Genomic DNA, 22,099 nt, shown 5'->3' with positions numbered 1-22,099 from the left:
TGGGCCTGCCGGCACGGGGAGATCGATTGAACGGATACGCCTTCGAGCGGGGCGGCTGGACCACGGACGGGGCTCGTGTCCCCGTCAGGCCGCAGACCCTCGTGCTCATGTTCGGCGCGCAGTACATGAGCGATCCGGACGTCGCCGTGTCCACGGGCAGCGTCCTGTCGGCTCTCGAGTCCGTCGACGTGGGGGAGCGGGCTGCGCGGTCGACGGTCAGCCGGATGCTGCGCCGCGGGTCCCTGGAGAAGCTGCGGAGGGGGCGTCGGACCTACCTGCACCTGCCGGAGCGCACGCGTGAGGTCCTTGCCGCGGGTGAGCGGCGGGCGTGGCGTTCGCCTGTCGACACGCACTGGGACGGCCATTGGACACTGCTCGGCTTCTCGTTCCCGGAGAGCCGCCGGGCGGACCGGCACCAGCTTCGGTCGCGACTCGCGTGGGCGGGTTTCGGCCTGCTCCAGAACGGTCTCTGGATCGCGCCGGGAGCACCGGACATCTCGGAGATCGTCTCCGAGCTCGGGACCGAGGGGAACCTCAAGGTGTTCCGCGCTGAGGCGCTCGCCCCGACGGACATCGTGGCGATGATCGCGGACGCCTGGGACCTCGATGCCCTGCGGCGCGGCTACGAGGGCTTCCTCGCGCGCTGGGACGTCCCGTCGCCCCTGCCCGAGGCGCCTCATGACCTGGCCCGCGAGCTGTGGCTGCTCGGCGAGTGGCTCACGCTGGTGCGTCGCGACCCAGGGCTTCCTGCGCAGTACCTCCCGGCGGACTGGCCGGCGGTCCGGGCGGAACACGTGGCTGAACAGCTGCGGCAGAGGTATCGCGACGAGGCGGAGCGGGTGGCGGACCGGCTGCTCGACACGATCCACCTCGGGGCCATCGACCTTCCGCAGGAGGGAAGGAACTGACGCACTGTCTGGACGGGCGTCACGGAAATCAATAATGTCGCTGTCAGTCGCCGGATCTGCGGCGACGGTCCACGGGAGAAGCGAAGGAGCCTGACCATGGAGCTGGCTGACAAGGTCGCCGTCGTCACGGGCGCGGGTCGCGGGCTCGGGCGCGCCTACGCGGTCGCGCTGGGAGCCGCCGGCGCCGCGGTCGTTGTCAACGACGTCGACCCCGAGGTCGCCGCGGAGACCGTCGACCTCATCACGAAGCAGGGCGGCCGGGCGGTGGCGGAGACCTCACCCATCGGGGGCTCCGAGGCCGCCGACGCAGTGGTCGCGGCTGCGGTCGGCGAGTTCGGCCACCTCGACGTCATGGTGACCAACGCCGGGATCCTGCGCGACAAGACGCTCGTCAAGACGAGCGACGAGGAGTTCGACGACGTCGTCCGGACCCACCTGCGCGGAACCTTCACGTGTGGTCGCGCCGCGGTCCGCCAGTTCCGCGAGCAGGGCAAGGGCGGCCGTCTCATCCTCGTCGGGTCGCCCGCCGGCCAACGCGCCAGCTTCGGCCAGACGGCGTACTCGGCATCGAAGGCGGCCATCATCGGTCTCGTCCGGACGTGGGCTCTCGAGGGCGAGCGTTCCGGGATCACCGTCAACGGCATCGTGCCCGTCGCGCTGACGCGGATGGTCGCGACCATCCCGGGGCTCGGCGAGCTCGTCGAGCAGGTCGAGCGCGGCGAACCGGTGCCCGAGGGTGTGCGCAACGGTGGGCTCGGCACGGCGGACGACGTCGCCCCGCTCGTCGTCTTCCTCGCCAGCGACCAGGCCGCCGGGGTGACCGGCCAGGTCATCGGTGCCGGCGGCGACCGCATCACGCTGTGGTCCCACCCGACCGAGGTGGCTGTGGCGATCCGCCCCGGTGGCTGGGACGCTGACGGCATCGCGGCCGTCTTCCCCGGGACGTTCGGCACCCTGCCGCAGGACTTCCGTCCGAGCCCACCGCCGATGCCGGAGGGCTGACGAGCATGCCGATCGACCTCGACGCCATCGATGCCATCGACGTGCACACCCACGTCCACCTCTCCGTCCGCACCACGGCGGCGGCGGGGGAGGACAGCGCCACCGTCAAGGCCATGGGCGAGTACTTCGGGGAGGGCATGCCGACCTTCACCCTGCCCCAGCTCGCGGCCTACTATCGCGAACGGCGCATGGCGGCAGTCACGTTCGGCGTGGACAGCTCGTCCCAGAACGGCCAGGAGATGGTGCCGTCGAACGACGAGATCCTCGAGCTCGCCGCGGAGCACGACGACGTCATCATCCCCTTCGGCAGCATCGATCCGCACCGAGGCGCACTCGGTGTGGCCACGGCCAGACGGCTGCTCGAGGGCGGCATCAAGGGTTTCAAGTTCCACCCCAACACCCAGGGGTTCTACCCCAACGACCGACTCGCCTACCCGCTCTACGAGGTCATCGCCGAGTTCGGCGCAGTTGCGCTCTTCCACTCCGGCACGACGGGAGTGGGCGCCCGCACCCCGGGAGGCGGCGGCATACGGCTGAAGTACTCCAACCCCCTGTGCGTCGACGACGTCGCCGTCGACTTCCCCGGGCTGTCGATCATCATCGCCCATCCGTCGTTCCCCTGGCAGGACGAGGCCCTCGCCGTCGCGAACCACAAGCCGGACGTCTACATCGACCTGTCGGGCTGGTCGCCGAAGTACTTCCCCCCGCAGCTCGTCCAGTACGCGAACTCGATGATCAGCGACAAGGTCCTCTTCGGGTCGGACTTCCCCGTCATCATGCCGGAGCGGTGGATGAAGGCCTTCGACGAGCTGCCGATCAAGGAGCACGTGCGTCCGAAGATCCTCAAGGACAATGCCGCTCGGCTCTTCGGCCTGACCGGGAAGTCAGGGTGACCACATGAGGGAGAGCTACGCCACCGTGCTCGAGACGGTCGCCGTGGCACGGCCGGACTCGAAGGTCGTGACGCATGCCGGCCGCGACGTCACCTGGCGCCAGCTCGATGACGAGGCGTCCCGTCTCGCCGCGCACCTGCGGTCGGCGGGTATCGGTCGGGGTGACCGGGTCGCGGTCGCCCTCTTCAACGGGCCCGAGTACCTCGCCAGCCTCTGGGGGATCCTCAAGCTGCGCGCAGTCCCGGTGAACGTCAACTTCCGCTACAGGTCCGAGGAGATCCGCGCCCTCTTCGACGACGCCGACGTCGCGGCGATCGTCCACGACGTCGACCTCAGTGGCGAGATCGACTCCGCCCTCGGCAGGGTGCGACGCGCGCCGGTGACACTCGTCGTGCTCGGCGGCTCACGCCGCGAGGACAGGCGGATCCCGTATGCCGCTGTGCTCGGTGAGCACGAGCCGTTGCCTCACGAGGAGCGAGGCGACGACGACTGGCTCATGTACACCGGCGGCACGACCGGCCGGCCCCGGGGCGTCATCGTCCGTCACTCGTGGCTCTACGCCGTCACGTGCGCGAACAGCTTCCGCCTCATGGGGATCGAGCCTCCCGCCACGCTCGAGGAGCTGCGCGCGTACCTTGCGGGTGTTCCTGCTGATGAGTACCCGATCGTGACGGTCCCCGCACCTCCCCTCATGCACGCGACGGGGAGCTACACGAGCCTCGGCGCGCTCATCGCCGGGGGACGGGTCGCCTATCTCGCGGGTCGCTCGTACGACCCGGACGAGCTCCTGCGCCTCGTGGTGGACGAGCGGGCCGACACGGTCTCGATCGTCGGGGACGTGTTCGCCCGTCCCCTGGCCGACGCCCTCGAGCGAGCCGCTGCGGAGGGGCGGCCCTACGACCTGTCGAACCTCAAGCGCATCCTCTCCGTGGGTGTCACCTGGGGCGCGGACTCGAAGCGGCGGATCCTCGCCCACGCGGACATCGTCTGCCGCGACATCGTCGCAGCCAGCGAAGGGGGGCCCTTCGCGGTCAACGAGTCCAGACGTGGCGAGGAAACCGTCACGGGAAAGTTCGTCCTCATGCCCGGTGCCCGGGTCGTCGACGACGAGGGCAACGACGTCATCCCGGGATCCGGGCAGATCGGCATGCTCGCTGCGCCCGCCGACGACTACATCCACTACCAGGGTGACCCGGAGAAGACCCGCCAGACCTTCCGCGAGTTCGGCGGGCAGCGTTGGGTCGTGCCGGGCGACATGGCATCGGTCGAGACGGACGGCACCGTCACCTTCCACGGGCGGGGCAGCCAGGTCGTCAACACGGGAGGCGAGAAGGTCTTCGCCGAGGAGGTGGAGAGCATCGTCCTGCTCCACCCGTCCGTGCGTGACGTCATGGTGGTCGGGGTGCCCGACGAGCGGTGGGGCAGCCGCGTCGCCGCCGTCGTCACCCTCAATGAGGGCACGACGCTGACGCTCGACGAGCTGCGCGAGCACGTCGGCCGGCATCTGGCCGGCTACAAGCGACCCACCGTGCTCGTCGTCCGGGATGAGCTGAAGCGCAGTCCCTCCGGGAAGGCCGACACCCGATGGGCCAAGCAGGTCGCCACCGAGTCGACTCCGTCGACGCCCCAGTGATCAAGGAGAACCGATGAGTCCCACCCGCACAGCCACAGGAATCGACGGCGTGAAGGCCCTCGTCGGCGAGACGATCGGACCGAGCGACTGGCACGTGGTCACCCAGGAGCAGGTCAACACCTTCGCCGAGGCCACGGGCGACCACCAGTGGATCCACGTGGACCCGGAGCGGGCGAAGCGGGAGAGCCCCTTCGGCGGCGCGATCGCCCACGGCTTCCTCACCCTCTCGATGATCCCGCTCTTCCTGCCGCAGCTGCTCGCCATCGAAGGCTTCAAGCTCGGCGTGAACTACGGCCTGGACCGGGTCCGGTTCCCGGCCCCGGTGCCCGTCGGCTCGAAGCTCCGGGCCAGCACCGTCATCGACGACGTGGCCGACATCGAGGGTGGCATCCAGGTTCGCCAGACGGTCACCTTCGAGATCGAGGGCGGGGCCAAGCCGGTCTGCGTTGCGACGAGTGTCGTGCGCCACTACGTCTGACGTGGGGCGGGCGAGGATAGCCGTGGAGGTCTGATGGCGGGTCTCGAGGCCCACGACCTGGTCTCGCTCCGTGAGTCCGTCGGCGCGGCGTTGTCTGCCGCATGGCCGGACGCGCCGGTGGCCGGCGCGGCGGACGCGGACGACCGCATCGTCGCGGCATGGGACGCACTGCACGAGCTGGACCTCGACCTGCTGGCCGACGAGGGCGCCCTTGACGCGCTGGTCGTCGTCGCGGACGAGCTCGGTCGGCGCGGCTGCCCGGTTCCGTTGGCTGATGGCTACGTCGTTCGTCGGCTCCTCGGGGGCGAACGAGCCGAATGGGCCGGAGGCCTCCGAGCCGTGCTCCACGTCGGCACGGAGACCGGCTCGAGCGTGCGACACGTCGAGGCGGCAGCGGGTGCAAGCCATGTCGCCTGGCTCGATCCCGAGGCTGGAACGCTGCGTCTTCGTCCCGTGGAGTCGGTCGCCGCGACGCCGGGACTGCCGAGTCCCGCCTGGAGCGCGGTGACTGTCGGCTCCGCAGCACCTGTCGATGCTCCGGGGACGGCGGCCGAGGAGGGCGAGGTGTGGGAGTGCGACGTCTCGCGGGCCGCCGTCGACGAGGCCCTCCACGTCCTGCGGCTGGCGACGGCGGCCCGCGCGCTCGGTGCCTCCTCGGCCGCAGCGGAGGCGGGAGCAGACCACGTCAAGGTCCGCAAGCAGTTCGGCACCACCGTGGGTGCCTTCCAGGCCGTGGCGCACCGGGTCGTCGACTGCGCGATCGACGTCGCTGCCGGCGACGCCTTGGTGCAGGACGCCGTCCGTCGTCGGCTCGACGAGGATCCCGCGTGGCTCCTCGCGGCCCAGCTCGCGGTCGCGCACGTCCTGGAGGTGGCACCGCGCGTCCAGTTCGCGGCCCATCTCACCTTGGGGGCAGTCGGCTACTTCGAGGAGCACCGAGCACCTTGGCTGTTCCGTCGTGTGCACGCCGACCTGGCTCGCCTGCGGGTTCTCGCCGACCACAGCGCGGGCATCGCCGAGCGGATCATCGAGGGCGGCGAGGGCCTGCCCGGGCTCCGGTTCGGCCCCGAGGCGGAGAAGGCGCGTCGTGAGGTCCGCGAGCTGGTGCGCGCGGCCTTCTCCGATGGCCTCGCACCGTCGGATCCGGAACTGGCGAGCCGTCTCGCGGACCACGGGTGGATCGCACCGGCCCTGCCCGTGGAGTTCGGTGGCCTCGGTGCCACCGCCGAGCTGCAGCTGGCCATCGACGAGGAGCTCGCCTACTGGGGGGCCGCGATCCACCCCCGAACCTGTGCCGGCATGCTCGGGCCCTCCATCGACCGGCACGGGACCGAGGCACAGCGCCGGACGTTCCTGCCCCTCATCGCGCGCGGACAGCTGCCGTTCTACCTCGCCTACAGCGAGCCCGAGGCCGGGTCGGACCTCGCGCACCTGCGCACGACGGCGGTCCGGGACGGCGACGACTGGGTGGTGAACGGGCAGAAGATGTGGGGGACGGGCGCCTACCGTGCCGACTGGGGATGGCTCGCAGCACGCACCGACCCGGCCGCGGAGGCGCATGCCGGGATCTCGATCTTCCTCTTCCGGACGAGCACGCCTGGCTGGAGCCGTCAGGACCACACCGCCCTGTCCGGGGAGCGCTCGTGCACGACCTTCTTCGACGACGTCCGCATCCCCGACGAGAACCGGATCGGCCCGCTCCACGGCGGGTGGTCGCTCCTCACGGAGGCGCTGGCCCATGAGCGCGTCGTCATCGCAGGAGGGACGGGTCGGCTGCTCCGGCTCTTCGACGAGCTGGTCGCGCTGCTGCGTGCGGATCCGGAGGCGTCGCTCGGGCCGATCGGATCCTCGAGTCGCGCCACCCTGGCGCGACTCGCCACCCACCTGCAGGCGGCACGCGTGCTCGGCGCCCGCGCCTCCGCGTCAGCCGTGTCGTCGCCGGTGTCGCCCGGGCACGGCAGCCCTGCCGACGCACCCATGGCGAAGATCATTGCGAGCGAGTTCGAGGAGGAGTTCGGCGTCGAATCCCTGTCCTTGCTCGGCCCCGACGCGCTCGTCGAGGGCGGCGTGCCGGTCAGCGATGGGTGGTCCTTCGAGAACGCCCTGCGCTACTCGATCATGGCGGTCGTGTCCGGTGGGACCAACGACATCCAGCGCAACATCATCGCGAGGGCACTCGGCCTCCCGCGTCGCTAGCCGCCAGCGGCCCCTGCTGACCGCCGGCAGGCGGAGGTGCCGATCCAGTCATGGCACCCAGCCGGCACAGTCACGCTCCCACCCGGCCCGGCGGCATACGGCAGCCTCCACAGCCGTCGGCGGCGCCCCACGAGGACAGGCAGGTGGGGGGTGAGTGTCCCGGCGCTCCGGAGGCTCTCAGTGCTGCTGCGCGGCGAGGGCCTGCTCGTCGAGGTGGGCGATGGACCGGGTGTCCTGGAAGGCGCGGACACCCTCCAGCCCCTGCTCGCGGCCCATCCCCGACTGCTTCATGCCACCGAAGGGCGCCCGAAGGTCGAGGCGCGTCGCGCCGTGGTCGTTCACCCAGACATAGCCACACACGAGCTGTCCGCCGACCCGGTTGGCGGCCTCGGTGCTCGCCGTCCAGACCGACCCGCACAGTCCAGCCCACGTGTCGTTGGCCAGTCGGACCGCCTCGTCCTCGGTGTCGAAGGGGAGGATGGGGATGACCGGGCCGAACTGTTCCTCGGTCACCACCCGGAGACCGGGGTCCGGGTCGACGACAATGGCGGGACGCACGAAGTTGCCGCCCGCGAGGTCCCCTCCGGGGAGCTCACCGAACTCCATCACCGTGGCGCCGGAGTCGCGCGCCTCCGCGATGAGGGACTCGACGAACGTCTTCTGGTCCGGGGAGTGCAACGGCCCCATCGTCGTCCCCTCGTCGAGGCCGTGGCCGAGGACCGTGCGCTCGAGCCGCGCCGCGAGACCGGCGACGACCTCGTCCACGCGCGAACGGTGCACGAGGACCCGCTTCGCGTTCATGCAGATCTGACCGGTGGTGTCGTAGATCGCGGCGAAGAGCCGGTCGAGGTGGGTGTCGTCGATGACGGCATCCTCGAGGAACACGGCGGCGTCGTTTCCGCCCAGCTCGAGGGTGACCCGCGTGAGCGATCGAGACGCCATCTCCATGATGCGTCGGCCGCCACCCACACTGCCGGTGAAGCACACCTTGGCGACGTCCTCGTGCTCGATGAGGCCGCTCATCTCGCTGTCGGGTCCCGTGATGACGTTGAGCACCCCCGGAGGCAGCTGCTCGGCCACCCGCTGGGCGATCCGGGTCGTCGCCAGCGGTGCGCTCGGCGGCGGCTTGACGATCACGGTGTTGCCAGCGAGGAGCGCGTGGGGCAGCGAGGCCGCGAGGATCGCCACCGGCCAGTTGAACGGCACGATGATCGTCGCGACGCCGAGTGGCTGGTAGCCGATCGTGGTGGTGACGGGGATGCCGGGCGCCGGCTCGAGGACCGTGACCTTGTCCACGTCGTCGGCCAGGGCGAGCGCAAGGTTCCAGCGCAGCTCGAAGACGAGCGAGTCGACCCATGCCTCCAACCGGATCTTCCCGACCTCCTGGGAGAGGATCGCGGCGTCGTCGTCGCGGTTCTCGGCGAGGCCCGCGAGGGCGTCAGCCATCTGGGCGGCCCGCTCCTGGGGGGTGAGTGACGACCACCCGGGGAAGGCCTGCTTGGCCGCTGCGACGGCGTCCGCCACGTCCTGCGCCGTCGCCGACGCGGCCTCGCCGACGATGCGGTCGGGACGGGCGGGATCACGGACCTCGAGCACGCTCGTCGTCGCTCGCTCGGTCCCTCCGATGTAGAGACCGGTGCGCGCGGGCGCCTGGACCTGTGCCGTGTCAGTCATCATCGACCTCCGTGTGGGCAGCCACCGCGGTGCCCGGCGGGGCAACGAGGGGCTGGGGGCGGGCCACAACTCTTCCCTACCGAAGGTACGTCTCGACTCGCCCGTTGTCACTGGTTCCTTCCGGCTGGCGGATGGCGAACTGCACCACGACCGTGGTCCTGCGGGCCCCCTGCCGAAGCCTCCGCCGTGCGGAAGGGGGCGTGCACGGCCGGGGCCCAGGTGGCAGCCTGCCCGAGCACGATGCGGCGCCCACTGCAGAGGCTGGAGAAGGGGCCGCGACACGGCAGGAGAGGGAGACAGGAGAGAACGATGGCCGCAGCTGCAGCCGCGCGTGAGGGTGCGCGACCCCGCTCCTCCAGCGTAGAGCTGACCCGGCCGAGGGTCACCATCGTCAACAGCTCGTCAGGACTCGCGAGCTGCTACAGCCACCTCGACGAGCGGGTGCGGGTGGCTCTCGCTGTACACCCGCCCGTCCAGCCGCACACGACGGTCGCGACCATGGGGATCGGGGGTCGGGTGAGCGCCGGGCGGGCACAGGGGCGACGTTTGACGTAGATCGGACAGGACCTCCATCGCATGAAAGGCAGTCATTCGACGGTCGAGACCAACCAGACGCATCCTTAGGCTCGTCGCTACCGATCCTCAACGTCGAGAGTGGTGAAGCGTGACGGCTCAGTCCTCGGATGGCTCCGGCCTGTCAGTGCGCGACCTGGCCGTGCGGTACGGGCGGAGCAACCGTGCGCTCGAGGCCGTGACGCTCACCGTCGCGCCTGCATCGGTGGTGTCCGTCATGGGAGTCAACGGGGCAGGCAAGACGACGTTGGCGCGCGCGATCACCGGCATGCTGCATTTCCACAACGGCGTCGCCGACGGCGGACAGATCACCTGGGACGGCAGATCCATCAAAGGCATGCATCCTGCGGCGGTGGTACGCGCCGGCATCAGCCAGACCCTCGAGGGGCGACGCATCTTCCCAGAGCTGACCGTCGAGCAGAACCTTGTCGTCGGCGGCATGACGAGACGCAACGACAAGGAGCTCAAGGGGGTGATGGACTCGATCTACGACATGTTCCCCCGACTGGCGGAGCGTCGGCTTCAGATCGCTGGATACCTCTCGGGAGGCGAGCAGCAGATGCTCGCCATCGGTCGGGCCCTCATGCAGTCACCGCGCCTCCTCGTCCTCGACGAGCCTTCCCTTGGACTCGCTCCCAAACTCGTCGACCAGATCCGCCTCACCATCGGAGCGATTCGAGACCTCGGGACGAGCGTGTTGCTCATCGAGCAGAACGCGACCATGGCACTCAGCGTCTCCGACTACGGCTACGTCCTGTCCCACGGGCGGGTGAACAAGGAGGGGCCGAGCGCCGACATCCTGCGGGATCCGGAGATCAAGACGTTCTACCTGGGCCTGGACCTCGACGAAGCGGGAGCGTCCCGATGAGCGGACCCATCCTCGAGGTCGAGCAGGTCGAGGTGACCTTCGGGGGCATCAAGGCGATCCAGGACGTCTCGTTCGCCGTGGAGCCCGAGGAGTTCTTCGCGATCATCGGCCCCAACGGCGCAGGCAAGACCTCCATGCTCAACGTCCTCAACGGGGTCTACCGGCCGAGCAGGGGAGACATGCGGTTCGAGGGCCGCTCGCTCCTCGGCATGGCGCCGCCACAGGTGGCTGCCCTCGGCATCGCCCGCACCTTCCAGAACCTCGCGCTCTTCGACGAGATGAACGTGCTCGACAACGTCGTGTTCGGGCGGCACCACTTCATGCGGTCGGGCGTGCTGAGCGGGGGCCTGTGGTTCGGCCGGGCTCGCGACGAGGAGAAGGCCGCTCGCGTCGACTGCCTGCCCCTGCTGGAGCTCATGGGGCTGATGGACATCCGCGACCGGACCGTGCGCGACCTGCCGTACGGAGTCAAGAAGCGCATCGAGCTCGCGCGCGCCCTGGCGATGAAGCCCAAGCTCCTCCTCCTCGACGAGCCGGTCGCCGGGCTGAATGCGAGCGAGAGCCGGGAGCTGGCGCAGTGGGTCCTGACGGCGAAACGGCAGCTCGGCCTCACCGTCGTGATGATCGAGCACGACATGGCCCTCGTGCGGGAGTTCGCGGACCGAGTTCTCGTCCTCGACTTCGGGCGGGTCATCACCTGCGAGCGGCCCGAGGAGGCCATCGCGGACCCGCGCGTCGTCCGGGCCTACGTCGGGGGCAGCGGCGACGACCTCATCGCCGATCTCCTCGGGGGACAGAACATCTCAGAGCAGCCGGACGGCGGTCCCGATGAGCCGCGCACCGGCCCGGCCGAGAAGGGTGCCCGCGCGTGACCGAGAACCTGCAGATCCTCATCTCGGGAGTTTCTCTCGGGTGCCTCTATGCGCTCCTCGCGCTCGGCTTCGTCGTCGTGTCACGAGCCACCGGGGTCCTCAACCTCACCCAGGGAGGCTTCGTCGTCATCGGCGCCTACCTCACCTACCTCTTCAGCCAGACGCTGGGTCTGCCCTACTTCGTCGGCATGGGCCTGTCGATCATTGCCACAGCGTTGATCGCCGGCATTCTCGAGGCGCTCGTGGTCCACCGCATCGCCAACACCAACCTCTTCACGCCGATCCTCGTGACCTTCGGCCTCGTCATCCTGATCCCACCGATCGTCGCCGGGTTCTGGGGGAACGAGCCACTGACCTCGGGCGACCCCTGGGGACTGAGCGTGCTCCGCATCGGTGACCTCAGCGTGACCCACAAGGATCTCGCGGTCGTTCTCCTCACCGCCGTCATCCTCGTCCTCTTCCTCGGGTTCATCCGCTACTCACGGCTCGGCCTGGCCATGCAGGCGACGGCCATCGACCCCGAAGCCGCGCTCGCCCAGGGCGTGAGCGACCGGACGGTGCACCGGCTGGCCTGGTCGATCGCCGGAGCGCTTGGAGCGGTGGCGGGCACGATGCTCGCGACCGCCGCCAGCGGTGGTGTCCGGCCCAGCCTCGAGCACTACGCGTTGCTGGCCCTGCCGGTCATCATCCTGGGTGGCATCGAGTCGCCGCTCGGCGCCGTCGTCGGTGGCCTGGTCATGGGCATCGTCCAGCAGTTCGCCGTGGTCAAGGTGCCCGACAGCTTCGGGAAGGGCTTCGAGGAAGTCGTTCCCTACCTCGTCATGATCCTCATCCTCCTGATCAAGCCGGAGGGCCTCTTCGGAACCCGGAAGGTGAGGCGGCTGTGATGGGCGAACGTGCCCCTGAGATCGACCGGACAGCCGGTGACCTGCCGCCCGAGGGGACCCTGGCCCAGCCGGACACGAGCGAGGTCCGCAGCAGCACCCAGCTGGTCAAGGGGAGGTTCGGAAAGCTCGCCATCCCACTGGTGGCGATCTTCATCTTCTCCGTTCCGCTGTTCCTCTCCGACTCGTACTGGCTCGGCATCCTCAACGTCGCCGGCACCGCCGCCATCGCAGGCGTCGCCCTCAACGTCCTCACCGGGTATGCCGGACAGATCTCTCTCGGTCACGCCTTCTTCGTGGGCATCGGCGCGTTCACCGCGCAGGTGGTTGGGGGTGACCCGGAGGGACGGGTCACTGCCTTCGGCCTGCCCATGCTCGTGTGGCTGCCGGCCGCGGCAGTCCTGGCCGGCATCACCGGCGCGCTCATCGCCCCCTTCGCCCTCCGGCTGAAGGGGCCCTACCTCGCCATCGTCTCGCTCGGTCTCGTGTTCCTCGGGATCTTCATCGCCCGCAACCTCACGGACCTCACGGGCGGCAACGAGGGGACGACCGTCTCGGCCCGAGCCACGCTCGGACCGCTCGACTTCGAGAGCCTTCAGGTCGGCAGCCTCGTGTTCCCCCGAGAGAACGGCATGTTCCTGCTCATCTGGGGCTGCCTCGGGATCATCATGCTCTTCGTCGCCAACGTCATGCGGAGCCGAAGCGGGCGGGCGATGCAGGCGGTGCGGGATCACGACATCGCGGCTGAGGTCCTGGGCGTCCGGATGTTCCGCACCCAGGCCAATGCCTTCGTCCTCTCGGCAGCGATCGCCGGAGTCGCAGGCGCCCTGCTGGCCCTCAACCTCCAGTACATCCGACCGGACAACTTCGACGTGAACCTGTCGGTGCAGTACCTCGCCATCATCGTCATCGGAGGGATGGCCTCCGCCTGGGGCCCAGTCCTGGGCGCCCTCTTCGTGGGACTCGTCCCCGTCGTCGTGGACCGGTTCGCCTCGAACCTGCCCTTCATGGGCTCTCCCACCCAGGAGGGCCTGAGCACGACCGACCTGCAGCTGATCCTCTACGGAGCGCTGATCGTCGTGTTCCTCATCCTCGAGTCCAAGGGACTCGTCGCCCTCATCACGAAGGTGGTGTCGGCACTGCCCGGCAAGCGCGGCACCGCGTCTGCCTGACCATGCAACACCGGAAAGGACCATCATGACCCGGAAGCGACTGTCGATCGGGGCCGCCGCAGCCTTGATGAGCGTTGCCCTGACTGCGGGATGTGCCGCACAGACGACGGATGAGGACGCCAACACCGGCGCCGCACCCGGCGCCGAGCTCGAGGCCGTACCCGGCTTCAACCCGGACACCAAGGAGATCACCGTCGGCAACATCCTGGCCCTCAGCGGCCCCCTCTCCGCGGGGGCAAAGGAACAGCTGATCGGACAGAACGCGTGGTTCGAGAAGGTGAACGCGGACGGCGGGATCAAGGGCGAGTACAAGGTGAAGCTCGTCACGGCCGACAACCAGTACAACGCCCAGCTCGCAGTCCAGGCCTACGAGGAGATCAAGAACGACATCGTCATGCTGTCGGGCACCCTGGGCACGCCGTCGGTCCGTGCCCTGCTGCCGTTGCTCGAGCGCACCAAGGCGAACATGGTTCCGAGCAACCAGGACGCCACCCTCAAGGACGAGCAGGCACTCGTGCCGACGTTCGCCTCCTACCAGACGAACGTCGTCAACGCCGTCTCCTACCTCGTGAGCCAGGACCCCTCGCTGAAGGAAGCGAAGTTCTGCGCGCTCGTCATCGAGAGCGCGTGGGGTGACGCGGTGAAGGAGGGCCTCACGCACATCGCGGGCAAGTACGGCCAGGAGGTTGCCTCCGACCAGCGCTTTGCGCCGACCGACACAGCCTTCACCGCCCAGATCCAGGCGCTCAAGAGCGCCGGGTGTCAGGTGGTCGTCTGGGGTGGTGCCGAGAACGCCACACCGGCGATGGTCGCGGCGGCCACGCAGCTGGACTTCAAGCCGCACTGGATCTCGGAGTTCATCGGGGTCAACATCTCGTACGCGTCGATGCCGATCGCTCCCTACATCAAGGAGCACTTCCTCATCACCGGCCCGGGCAACAAGCTGGATGACACCTCGGTTCCCGGGATCAAGGTGATCAAGGATGCCATCGGGGACGACCCCGTCACGCTGCAGTACGTCTACGGCTACATCCAAGCCGTCGCGACGACGACGGTACTCGAGAAGGCGATCGACAACGGCGACCTCTCCAACGAGGGGATCCGCAAGACGATCGCCGAGATGGGCGAGATCTCGGACTTCCAGGGTCTGCAGGCCACGCTCAAGCTGGGCGAGACCCGGACGCTGCCCCAGGGCACCACGCTCTACCGGTACAACCCCACCGACGAGAACCCCTACGGGCTGGACGCCATCGAGGTCCTCTACGAGGCGCCAGAGGGCAACGGCCCCAACTTCTGAGGGTCGGCTGCGCGGGTCGGTATCGCCGACCCGCGCAGCTCGTCGCTCGACGTCGAGGTGGACCTGGACGCCGTGTCCTTGTCGGGACCGGCTCAAGGACCGGCTCAAGGACCTGCTCAATGACCTGCTCAAGGACCTGCTCGAGGAGCGGCGTCCGCAGCGGCGTTGGCGGCGACGAAGCCACCAGCAAGATAACGACTCGGCATTAAGACTCACTTCAGTGACGACAGGCGGTATTGTGCAGAATGTGATGGCGGCCACTTCCGTGGCTCGGCGTCGCGCACGGTGTCTGTCGCGTCGAAGGAGTCGCGAGTGGGATCTCTCATCGGCTCGTACCCGAGCGTCAGCGCGCTGCAGGATCTTGCGCAGGCGAGTGTCGACGGCCTCGTCGTGTTCCGGGGGGCCCACGTCGACTGGGCCAACCGCGCCGCACGTTCCATCCTTGGGGTGGATGCCTCGTTCGCCGATGAGGGGTTCCGTGCCCTGCACAACGCCCTCCATGCGACCGGTGCCGACGTTCGCGAGGCCCGGACGATCGTGACCGTCGACGACGCCGGAGGCAGACGCCTCCAGCTGGACACCAGCTCCAAGCCGATCGGTGAGGACCAGCTCGCCGTATGGTTCCGCGACCTCGGTGAGGAGCGTGCCCAGCAGGACCGGATCACCGCAATCGCGACGGCGGCTCTCGGGGTGGCCGACGCGGGCAACCTCGACACGACGCTGAACACGCTCGCCCGCGAGGTTCGAGAGGCGGCGGACCTCGCTGCGGTGCAGGTCGTCACCATGCACAACGACGACCCGCTGCTGCGGATCATCGGCCGGTCCGGCTTCCAGCGCAACGACGACTTCACCATCCGGCTGGACCAGGCACGCAAGCTGGGTGCGCACCTGACGCTCTTCAAGGCGGTCAAGGACAACGTGCCGGTCATCGTGCCGCACCGGAAGGCAGCGATCCTGAGCGACCCGCTCTGGGCGCCCATGCACGAGATCTTCGACCAGGTCGACTGGGACTGCTTCGGCGCGTTCCCCATCACGGCACGCGAGCGGGTCGTGGGGGTCCTCATCGCCTTCTTCAAACCGGGTCGGGATCCCGACGAGCGGACGATCGAGTTCGTCTCCGCCATGGCCGAGCAGGCCGCACTCGCGGTGGACTACGCGGCTCTCATCGCCATCTCGCGGGACGAGGCCCGCCGGCGCGAGCGCGAGCGGATCGCCAGTGACCTGCACGATGCCGTCGTGCAACGGGTCTTCTCCATGCGACTGCTGGCCAGGGCGCTCCACGACTCGTGCGACACCGAGGAGGGGGCCGAGTCCGACGACGTCCGGGACACGGCCAGCGAGCTGGTGTCCCTCTGCCGCCACACGCTGGCCGACCTGCGTGACCTCATCTTCGAGCTGCGCCCCACCGACCTCGCCCAGCACGGCTTTGCCGAAGCCATCAAGGTGCACGCCAACGCCATCGAGGCGCGTGCTGGTCTCAAGGTCGACGTCCTGGTCGAGCCCGGGGCCGTCGCCAAGAGCGCCAACGCGGAAGAGGACATCTACCGCATCGTCCAGGAGGCCCTGCACAACGTCGTCAAGCACGCAGGAGCGACCCGGGTCGCCGTCGTGCTTCGCTCGCACGGCGAGGGCTTCGTGGAGGTGACGATCACGGACAACGGACGTGGCCTGGGATCGATCCCCTCAGAAGGCCCCCACATCGGCATCACCTCGATGCGCGAACGGGCCCGCAAGAGCGGAGGTTCCTTCACCATCGACGATGCACCCGACGGTGGCGTCATGGTCAAGGCGATCATGCCGGTCGGGACGGCGCCGCCCCCCTCCGATCCCCAGGAGTCCGGATGACCGACGCACGCGCCTTCGAGGACATCGCCGTCATGGTCGTCGACGACCACGCGGTCGTCCGTCAGGGTCTGATCACGTTCCTCGGCAATGTCTCCGGCGTGCGCGTCGTTGCCCAGGCACCGGACGGCCAGGCGGCGCTCGACGAGCTGGCTCGGATGGCGACGATGGAGGAGCTGCCGGACGTGGTCCTCATGGATCTGCAGATGCCTCGACTCGACGGCGTTGCGGCGACCCAGGCCATCTCGGCGCGCTACCCACACCTCAAGGTCGTCGTCCTGTCGAGCTTCGGCGAGGTGGGACGAGTCCAGGCGGCGCTCGCAGCCGGCGCGTCCGGCTACGTGCTCAAGGACGCCGAGCCCGACGACATCACCGCGGCCATCCGGTCGGCGATCAACGACCAGGTGCACCTCGACCCGACCGTGGCACGACGCCTCACCCAGCGAATGATCACACCGGAGCAGGGTCTCTCGGCGCTCACTGCGCGTGAGCGCGACATCCTCGCACTGGTGGCCTCCGGAATGTCGAACAAGCAGATTGCCGCCCACCTGACGATCAGCGAGCGCACGGCCCGGACCCACGTCAGCAATGTTCTCGCGAAGATGCACCTCACCTCCCGCACGCAGGCAGCGCTCGTGGCCGTCCGGGAGGGTCTGGTCACCCCGGACGGCCTTGTGGTCAACGACAGCAGGCGGCGGTAGCGGGACACGGACGACGGAGGATCGGTGGGGACTCAGCGGCATACGGTCGACGTACGTCTTCTGTCTCAGCAGGGTCCGGTCAAGGGGCCGATGCCCATCGGGGAGGGGCGCCCTAGCGTCGATCCCACAACGACGTTCGCGCCGCCGGACAGTGACGTGTCCAGGGCCCTCCGCGACGTGGGCGTTCCCTGAGACGAAGGAGTCACATGGATACGGCCAAGGACGCCCGACCAGGGAACGGCACGACGCTCACCGCTGCCCAGCGGGTCCTCGCCATCCTCGACGTCTTCGACGACGCGCACACCATGCTGACGCTGAGCGAGATCAGCAGGAGATCCGGGCTCACCCTGACCACCACCCATCGTCTGGTCGGGGAGCTTCACGCGTGGGGCGCCCTGTCGCGCGACCCGCGTGGTCGCTACAGCGTGGGCCTGCGCATCCTCGAGCTCGGTGTCCTGGCGCCGGGTGGTCTCCAGCTCCGAGAGGTCGCCCAGCCGTTCCTCAACGACCTCCACCATGTGACGCGGGCCAACGTTCACCTGGCAGTGCGGGAGGGCCATGACGTCGTCTACCTCGAGTCACTCCGGGCGCCCGACGGGGTGCCGGTGCTCAGCAGGCTCGGCGGTCGCTGGCCCCTCCACGCCACGGGGACCGGCCAGGTCCTCCTGGCCTATGCAGGGCCCGACGTGCGCGAGGAGGTCCTCTCCTCCCCGCTCAAGCGGTTCTCGAGACACACGATCGTGGAGCCGGCCCAGTTGCGATCGGTCCTGTCGGAGGTCCGCTGGCTCGGCTATGCCGTCGCCGCATCGCAGCTCACCGAGGACGCGGTCGCGGTGGCTGCTCCCATCAGGGGTCCTGAGGACGACGTGATCGCGGCAGTAGGGGTCACGGTGCGCTGCGGGACGGTCAGCCCCCAGGCCATGGCGCCGGCCCTCATGGCGGCGTCGCGTGGAATCAGCCGAGCCCTCGGGGCGCCCTCGGCCAACGCCCCCCGACCGGAGCACGCGGGACCTCGCACCAGACGGTCGGGACACGACATGGCTGCACGTGCCGTTCCACGGGCAACCGGCCACCTGAGTCGTAGCTCTGCCTGATGCGTCGGTCGCGGGCGGTCACGTCACGGCCGCGTCTGCGCCCATCCTCCGGGTCAGGACTCTCGAGGTGGGGCGAGCGCCAGGTCCTCGACGTAGTCCGCCTCGGTCACCTCGCGGATCTGCGCAGGCGTGACGCCCGGTGTGCACTCCACGAGGTGCAGCTGGTGTTTCCTCACGTGGAACGTGGCCAGGTCGGTGTAGACGCGGGTGACACAGCGGTGTCCGGTGAGGGGCATCGTGCACTGCTGGACGAGCTTGGGCCGGCCTCTGCGGTCGACGTGCTCCATCGCGACCCACACCTCGGGCACGCCGGCGACGAGATCCATGGCGCCACCCACGGCCGGCTGCTGGCCCGGCACGTACCAGTTCGCGAGGTCACCGTCTGCCGACACCTGGAGGGCGCCGAGGATGGTCACGTCCAGGTGCCCGCCTCTGATCATCGCGAACGAGGTGGCGGAGTCGACGATGGCCGCTCCGCTCACGAGCGTGATCGGCTGCTTTCCCGCATCCGTGAGGTCGGGATCGGCCGTCTCCGGCGACGCCAACGGGCCCACGCCCAGCACGCCGTGCTCGGCATGGAAAACCACCTCCTTGTCCGGGGGAATCGCTCCCGGCACGAGTAGCGGAATGCCCACGCCGAGGTTGACGACGAACCCGTCCTCGAGGTCGTGCGCGACCTTGCGCGCGACGTCCTCCCGGCTCAATCGCGCCGACGAGTGCACGAGGGTCATGCCGGCACCTCCTCCACCACGGGCTGCTCCGCGTCGGGGAGACCGCTCACGACGACGGTCTTGACGAACACGCCCGGCAGGTGGATGTCGTCGGGATGCAGCTCGTCGACCCCCACGAGCTGCTCCACTTCGGCGATCGTGTGCCGACCGGACATCGCGGCAAGCGGGTTGAAGTTTCGTGCAGAGTAGCGGAAGCGAAGGTTTCCCTTCGGGTCGCCCCGATGGGCCTTGACCAGTGCGAAGTCCGCGACGATTCCCCTCTCCATGACGAGCTGCTGGCCGTCGAGGACCAAGGTCGGCTTCGGCTCGAGGTACGACACCACCTGGCCGTCCGGGCCGTAGCCCAGCGGGAAGCTCCCGTCGGAGAGCATCGTCCCCGCACCGGAGGGGGTGTAGAAGGCGGGGATCCCGGCTCCCCCCGACCTGAGGCGTTCTGCGAGCGTGCCTTGCGGGATGAGCTCGAGCTCGACGTGGCCCGCGAAGTACTCGTCGTAGAACTCCTTGAGGATCGGGAACGAGCACGTCACCCGGCGAACGCGTCGTTCGTGGACGAGCCGCCCGACGCCGGTGAAGTCATGGCCCACGTTGTTGACGAAAACGTGCAGGTCGCGCCGGTCGAGGTCGCACAGCGCGTCAATGAGGCCGTCAGGGCGCCCCGAGCTCCCGAAACCGCCGACCGCGACGGTCGACCCGGACTCCACGACGCTCACCGCCTCGAGGACGTCTTCTCGGTACTTGTCGATCACACTCATTCCTTCCGGCCTTCCCTCCGAGTCGGCCTCCGGCGCGGACGGCCGGCAGGGCGGGGCCTGACTCGTGTACTGCCCGTGCCGCGGAAGGTAGCAGCGGCGCCGGTGCGGATGGATGCCCTCTTCCGTGCCGCAGAAGCGTGCCCTCGGGACGGAGTCCGGCCGCCGCGTCGGCAGCCACCCCTGATGCCCACCCCTTCCACGTCGAGGAAGGTCGCTGGACCGCCCCGACCGCCCCGCGCATCGTGAACGCTGACGGCCCGGGCCAGCGTGCGGCCGAGCGGGTTCCCAGACAAGGAGACGACATGACCATGAACACGTGGGGCGGGCGACGAGATGAGTGACCTGGTCCGCGCCGCCGTCCAGCTCGGTCCGCGGCAGATCGAGCTCCAGGCCTTTCCGCGACCGCGCGTCGGCCCGGACTCCGGGCTCCTCCGCGTCGAGGCCAACGGCATCTGCGGTAGCGACGTGGAGGGCTACCGCGGCCATCTCGGAGGTGAGCGCCCTCCGTTCATCCCCGGACACGAGCCCATGGGCATCATCGAGGAGATCGGCGAGCGCGCCGCCGAGCGTTGGGGTGTCGGGCGAGGCGATCGCGTCGCCCTCGAGGTCATCGTGCCCTGTCGGGCGTGCATCGACTGCCTCCGGGGCAACTACCAGGCCTGCCCCAACCGCAAGCACGGCCACGGCGTGACCGGCACGTCGGTGGAGCCCTCCCTGTGGGGGGGACTGGCAGAGCTGTGCTACCTCTCGCCGACGAGCATCCTGCACCGGATCGACAAGGAGATCCCGGCAGAGGTGGCGGTGATGTACAACCCGCTCGGCGGCGGGGTGCGTTGGGCTGTGCACCTCGGAGGCGTGAGTGTCGGCGACACCGTGCTCGTCCTCGGGGCCGGTCAGCGCGGCCTCGCCTGCGTCATCGCCGCGCGAGCTGCCGGGGCCGGGACGATCATCGTCACGGGTCTCGAGGCGGACGAGCACAAGCTGGCGCTGGCGAAAGAGCTCGGGGCCGACCACACGATCGTGGTCGATGCACCTGACGCCGCAACTACGCTCGACCAGGTCACGGAGATCACCGGCGGCAGGCTCGCAGACGTCACGCTCGAGCTGACCCCGATGGCTCACCAACCGGTGACCGATGCGCTCCTCTGCACGCGTCACGGGGGAACAGTCGTCCTCGCCGGGCTCAAGGGACACCATGAGATCCCGCTGAAGACGGACCTCATCATCAGCCGCGGACTCGTGGTCAAAGGGGCCTTCGGTGTCGACGCCAGGGGCTACGAGGACGCGATAGCCATCATCGAGTCCGGACGGTTCCCCCTCGAGAAGCTGCACACCCACACGTTCGGGCTGGACGACACGGCACATGCGATCGAGGTGCTGGGTGGCGAGGTCCCGGGGGAGAGGGCCATTCATGTCTCGGTCCATCCCGGTGCATGACGACGGAGGACGAGGATGATCGTCGACACCCATGCCCACGCCATCCCCGGTCGTTACCCCGAGAGGTCCAGCTGCCTGCCCAGGATGGAGCCGGTGCAGGGGAGCCCCGACCGCACGCTGGTCTTCGACCAGGTGCGGTTCCGCGCGAAGGAGGTCTTCTGGGACGCTGAGCGACGACTCGAGGCGATGGACGCCGCGGGAGTCGACGCCGAGGTGGTCTCGCCGATGCCGCCCCTGCTGCGGTGGGACCTGCCGAGCGCCGAGGTCGCCTTCCTGGCTCGGCACGTCAACGAGTTCGTCGCAGAGCTGGCGGCGCACGGCTCCGGGAGGATCCTCGGCCTCGGCATGGCACCACTCGGCGATCCGGACGGTGCAGCTGCGGAGCTCGCGACGATCCGTGATCTCGGGCTGCATGGCGTGGAGGTGACCTCGAGCGTCCTCGGGGCGTCGATCGGGGACGAGAAGTTCCTTCCCTTCTTCCAGGAGTGCGAGCGGCTCGGACTCGCCGTCTTCGTGCACGCCATGCCAGCCGCCACTGCGCGCCTGCCCCGGTCTGCTCTGGCGACGTATGTCGTGGGCATCGAGGGTGCGTATGCAGCGGCATCGATCGTGACGAACGGCGTGGCCGACGCGTGTCCGGACCTGCGGATCTCGTTCTCGCACGCGGCTGGCGGCTATCCACTGACCGTCCCGCGAGCCAACTACTTCGCGACGGGAGCCTGGAACGAGGAAGAACCCCGGCCGGACCGCGCCGTAGCTCCCTCCGAGGGCCCGACGCCCCTGGAGGTCGCGCGCCGCTTCTACTATGACTCCCTCGTCTTCGACCGCCGCGCCATCGCCTATCTCATCGAGCTGCTCGGCGCGGACCGCCTGCTCGTGGGCTCCGACTTCGCCGCGATGCCCCGCGAGGAGCCCTGCGCGAGGACCCTGCTCGCCATGGAGCTGGACGCAGAGCAGCTGGAGGACATCACCTGGCGCAATGCCCATCGCTGGCTCGACCTTCCAGCGTCAGGGTGACAGCTCGCTCGTGGGCGTCCTCACTCCTGGGGGTTGTCCGCGGACTGGTCGGCGGGGTGGTTGGCGAGGATGAGG

Annotated in this window: 19 protein-coding genes; 16 read left to right on the top strand and 3 right to left on the bottom strand. The window is 69.2% G+C overall.

Annotation, left to right across the window (positions count from 1 at the left end; all coding sequences use genetic code 11):
• Positions 1–26 precede the first annotated feature (26 nt).
• The 6 genes from LOY02_RS07080 (at position 27) to LOY02_RS07055 (ending at position 7,110) form a co-directional block, all read left to right on the top strand.
• Positions 27–908 carry a PaaX family transcriptional regulator C-terminal domain-containing protein gene (locus tag LOY02_RS07080; protein WP_317181633.1) on the top strand — a complete coding sequence of 294 codons (882 nt, stop codon included), beginning with the start codon at positions 27–29 and terminating at the stop codon, positions 906–908.
• Between the two features lie 96 nt (positions 909–1,004).
• A complete protein-coding gene (locus tag LOY02_RS07075) occupies positions 1,005–1,910 on the top strand; it encodes an SDR family NAD(P)-dependent oxidoreductase (RefSeq protein ID WP_317181632.1) in 906 nt (301 codons plus the stop codon).
• Positions 1,911–1,915: 5 nt separating this feature from the next.
• The gene (locus LOY02_RS07070; RefSeq protein ID WP_317181631.1) at positions 1,916–2,803 is read left to right on the top strand and encodes an amidohydrolase family protein; all 888 of its coding nucleotides are present in this window, start codon (positions 1,916–1,918) and stop codon (positions 2,801–2,803) included.
• Between the two features lie 4 nt (positions 2,804–2,807).
• Entirely contained in the window at positions 2,808–4,436 is a 1,629-nt protein-coding gene (locus LOY02_RS07065) for an AMP-binding protein (protein ID WP_317181630.1), read from the top strand.
• Positions 4,437–4,449: 13 nt separating this feature from the next.
• Positions 4,450–4,914 (top strand): MaoC family dehydratase, encoded by a 465-nt coding sequence (locus LOY02_RS07060; protein WP_317181629.1) that lies wholly within the window; start codon positions 4,450–4,452, stop codon positions 4,912–4,914.
• Between the two features lie 33 nt (positions 4,915–4,947).
• Entirely contained in the window at positions 4,948–7,110 is a 2,163-nt protein-coding gene (locus LOY02_RS07055; RefSeq protein ID WP_317181628.1) for an acyl-CoA dehydrogenase family protein, read from the top strand.
• A gap of 177 nt (positions 7,111–7,287) precedes the next feature.
• On the opposite strand, the gene LOY02_RS07050 is transcribed toward LOY02_RS07055, so the two are convergent.
• Positions 7,288–8,784, bottom strand: a complete 1,497-nt coding sequence (locus tag LOY02_RS07050) for an aldehyde dehydrogenase family protein (RefSeq protein WP_317181627.1) — start codon at positions 8,782–8,784, stop codon at positions 7,288–7,290.
• Between the two features lie 664 nt (positions 8,785–9,448).
• On the opposite strand from LOY02_RS07050, the gene LOY02_RS07045 reads away from it, so the two are divergent.
• The 8 genes from LOY02_RS07045 (at position 9,449) to LOY02_RS07010 (ending at position 18,087) form a co-directional block, all read left to right on the top strand.
• On the top strand, positions 9,449–10,225 hold the full coding sequence (locus LOY02_RS07045) for an ABC transporter ATP-binding protein (protein ID WP_317181626.1): 777 nt from the start codon (positions 9,449–9,451) through the stop codon (positions 10,223–10,225).
• Positions 10,222–11,097: an ABC transporter ATP-binding protein gene (locus tag LOY02_RS07040; RefSeq protein ID WP_317181625.1), complete on the top strand. Its 876-nt coding sequence runs from the start codon at positions 10,222–10,224 to the stop codon at positions 11,095–11,097. Before LOY02_RS07045 ends, LOY02_RS07040 begins: the two co-directional genes overlap by 4 nt.
• Positions 11,094–11,984 carry a branched-chain amino acid ABC transporter permease gene (locus tag LOY02_RS07035; RefSeq protein ID WP_317181624.1) on the top strand — a complete coding sequence of 297 codons (891 nt, stop codon included), beginning with the start codon at positions 11,094–11,096 and terminating at the stop codon, positions 11,982–11,984. The genes LOY02_RS07040 and LOY02_RS07035 overlap by 4 nt, the downstream gene beginning before the upstream one ends.
• Positions 11,984–13,153 carry a branched-chain amino acid ABC transporter permease gene (locus LOY02_RS07030; RefSeq protein WP_317181623.1) on the top strand — a complete coding sequence of 390 codons (1,170 nt, stop codon included), beginning with the start codon at positions 11,984–11,986 and terminating at the stop codon, positions 13,151–13,153. The genes LOY02_RS07035 and LOY02_RS07030 overlap by 1 nt, the downstream gene beginning before the upstream one ends.
• Positions 13,154–13,178: 25 nt before the next feature.
• On the top strand, positions 13,179–14,450 hold the full coding sequence (locus LOY02_RS07025) for an ABC transporter substrate-binding protein (RefSeq protein ID WP_317181622.1): 1,272 nt from the start codon (positions 13,179–13,181) through the stop codon (positions 14,448–14,450).
• A 312-nt stretch (positions 14,451–14,762) separates the two neighbouring features.
• Complete coding sequence (locus LOY02_RS07020; RefSeq protein ID WP_317181621.1) at positions 14,763–16,295, top strand: GAF domain-containing sensor histidine kinase; 1,533 nt, start codon at positions 14,763–14,765, stop codon at positions 16,293–16,295.
• Entirely contained in the window at positions 16,292–16,993 is a 702-nt protein-coding gene (locus LOY02_RS07015; protein WP_317181620.1) for a response regulator transcription factor, read from the top strand. The genes LOY02_RS07020 and LOY02_RS07015 overlap by 4 nt, the downstream gene beginning before the upstream one ends.
• A gap of 206 nt (positions 16,994–17,199) precedes the next feature.
• Complete coding sequence (locus tag LOY02_RS07010) at positions 17,200–18,087, top strand: IclR family transcriptional regulator (RefSeq protein WP_317181619.1); 888 nt, start codon at positions 17,200–17,202, stop codon at positions 18,085–18,087.
• A 53-nt stretch (positions 18,088–18,140) separates the two neighbouring features.
• Here LOY02_RS07010 and LOY02_RS07005 read toward each other — a convergent pair whose 3' ends face one another.
• Positions 18,141–18,818, bottom strand: coding sequence for a 3-oxoacid CoA-transferase subunit B (locus tag LOY02_RS07005; protein ID WP_317181618.1), 678 nt, complete (start codon positions 18,816–18,818; stop codon positions 18,141–18,143).
• Positions 18,815–19,570, bottom strand: a complete 756-nt coding sequence (locus LOY02_RS07000; RefSeq protein WP_317181617.1) for a 3-oxoacid CoA-transferase subunit A — start codon at positions 19,568–19,570, stop codon at positions 18,815–18,817. The genes LOY02_RS07005 and LOY02_RS07000 overlap by 4 nt, the downstream gene beginning before the upstream one ends.
• 333 nt (positions 19,571–19,903) lie before the next feature.
• On the opposite strand from LOY02_RS07000, the gene LOY02_RS06995 reads away from it, so the two are divergent.
• Both LOY02_RS06995 and LOY02_RS06990 read left to right on the top strand, forming a co-directional pair.
• Positions 19,904–21,007 carry a zinc-binding dehydrogenase gene (locus tag LOY02_RS06995; RefSeq protein ID WP_317181616.1) on the top strand — a complete coding sequence of 368 codons (1,104 nt, stop codon included), beginning with the start codon at positions 19,904–19,906 and terminating at the stop codon, positions 21,005–21,007.
• 15 nt (positions 21,008–21,022) lie between these two features.
• Positions 21,023–22,024, top strand: coding sequence for an amidohydrolase family protein (locus tag LOY02_RS06990; protein WP_317181615.1), 1,002 nt, complete (start codon positions 21,023–21,025; stop codon positions 22,022–22,024).
• Positions 22,025–22,099: the final 75 nt, after the last annotated feature.

Source organism: Intrasporangium sp., from assembly GCF_032907665.1.
Taxonomy (GTDB): Bacteria; Actinomycetota; Actinomycetes; order Actinomycetales; family Dermatophilaceae; genus Intrasporangium.
Note: the sequence above shows the minus strand (reverse complement) of the source record. Positions and strands in the feature narration are given on the sequence as shown.

What these genes read in the sequence shown, in the direction of transcription:
- LOY02_RS07040 (WP_317181625.1), top strand. Translation starts at nt 10,222, where the DNA reads ATGAGCGGACCCATCCTCGAGGTCGAGCAGGTCGAGGTGACCTTCGGG.
- LOY02_RS06995 (WP_317181616.1), top strand. Translation starts at nt 19,904, where the DNA reads ATGAGTGACCTGGTCCGCGCCGCCGTCCAGCTCGGTCCGCGGCAGATC.
- LOY02_RS07005 (WP_317181618.1), bottom strand. Translation starts at nt 18,818, where the DNA reads ATGACCCTCGTGCACTCGTCGGCGCGATTGAGCCGGGAGGACGTCGCG.
- LOY02_RS07010 (WP_317181619.1), top strand. Translation starts at nt 17,200, where the DNA reads ATGGATACGGCCAAGGACGCCCGACCAGGGAACGGCACGACGCTCACC.
- LOY02_RS07070 (WP_317181631.1), top strand. Translation starts at nt 1,916, where the DNA reads ATGCCGATCGACCTCGACGCCATCGATGCCATCGACGTGCACACCCAC.
- LOY02_RS07025 (WP_317181622.1), top strand. Translation starts at nt 13,179, where the DNA reads ATGACCCGGAAGCGACTGTCGATCGGGGCCGCCGCAGCCTTGATGAGC.
- LOY02_RS07050 (WP_317181627.1), bottom strand. Translation starts at nt 8,784, where the DNA reads ATGACTGACACGGCACAGGTCCAGGCGCCCGCGCGCACCGGTCTCTAC.
- LOY02_RS07060 (WP_317181629.1), top strand. Translation starts at nt 4,450, where the DNA reads ATGAGTCCCACCCGCACAGCCACAGGAATCGACGGCGTGAAGGCCCTC.
- LOY02_RS07015 (WP_317181620.1), top strand. Translation starts at nt 16,292, where the DNA reads ATGACCGACGCACGCGCCTTCGAGGACATCGCCGTCATGGTCGTCGAC.
- LOY02_RS06990 (WP_317181615.1), top strand. Translation starts at nt 21,023, where the DNA reads ATGATCGTCGACACCCATGCCCACGCCATCCCCGGTCGTTACCCCGAG.
- LOY02_RS07000 (WP_317181617.1), bottom strand. Translation starts at nt 19,570, where the DNA reads ATGAGTGTGATCGACAAGTACCGAGAAGACGTCCTCGAGGCGGTGAGC.
- LOY02_RS07055 (WP_317181628.1), top strand. Translation starts at nt 4,948, where the DNA reads ATGGCGGGTCTCGAGGCCCACGACCTGGTCTCGCTCCGTGAGTCCGTC.
- LOY02_RS07075 (WP_317181632.1), top strand. Translation starts at nt 1,005, where the DNA reads ATGGAGCTGGCTGACAAGGTCGCCGTCGTCACGGGCGCGGGTCGCGGG.
- LOY02_RS07030 (WP_317181623.1), top strand. Translation starts at nt 11,984, where the DNA reads ATGGGCGAACGTGCCCCTGAGATCGACCGGACAGCCGGTGACCTGCCG.
- LOY02_RS07065 (WP_317181630.1), top strand. Translation starts at nt 2,808, where the DNA reads ATGAGGGAGAGCTACGCCACCGTGCTCGAGACGGTCGCCGTGGCACGG.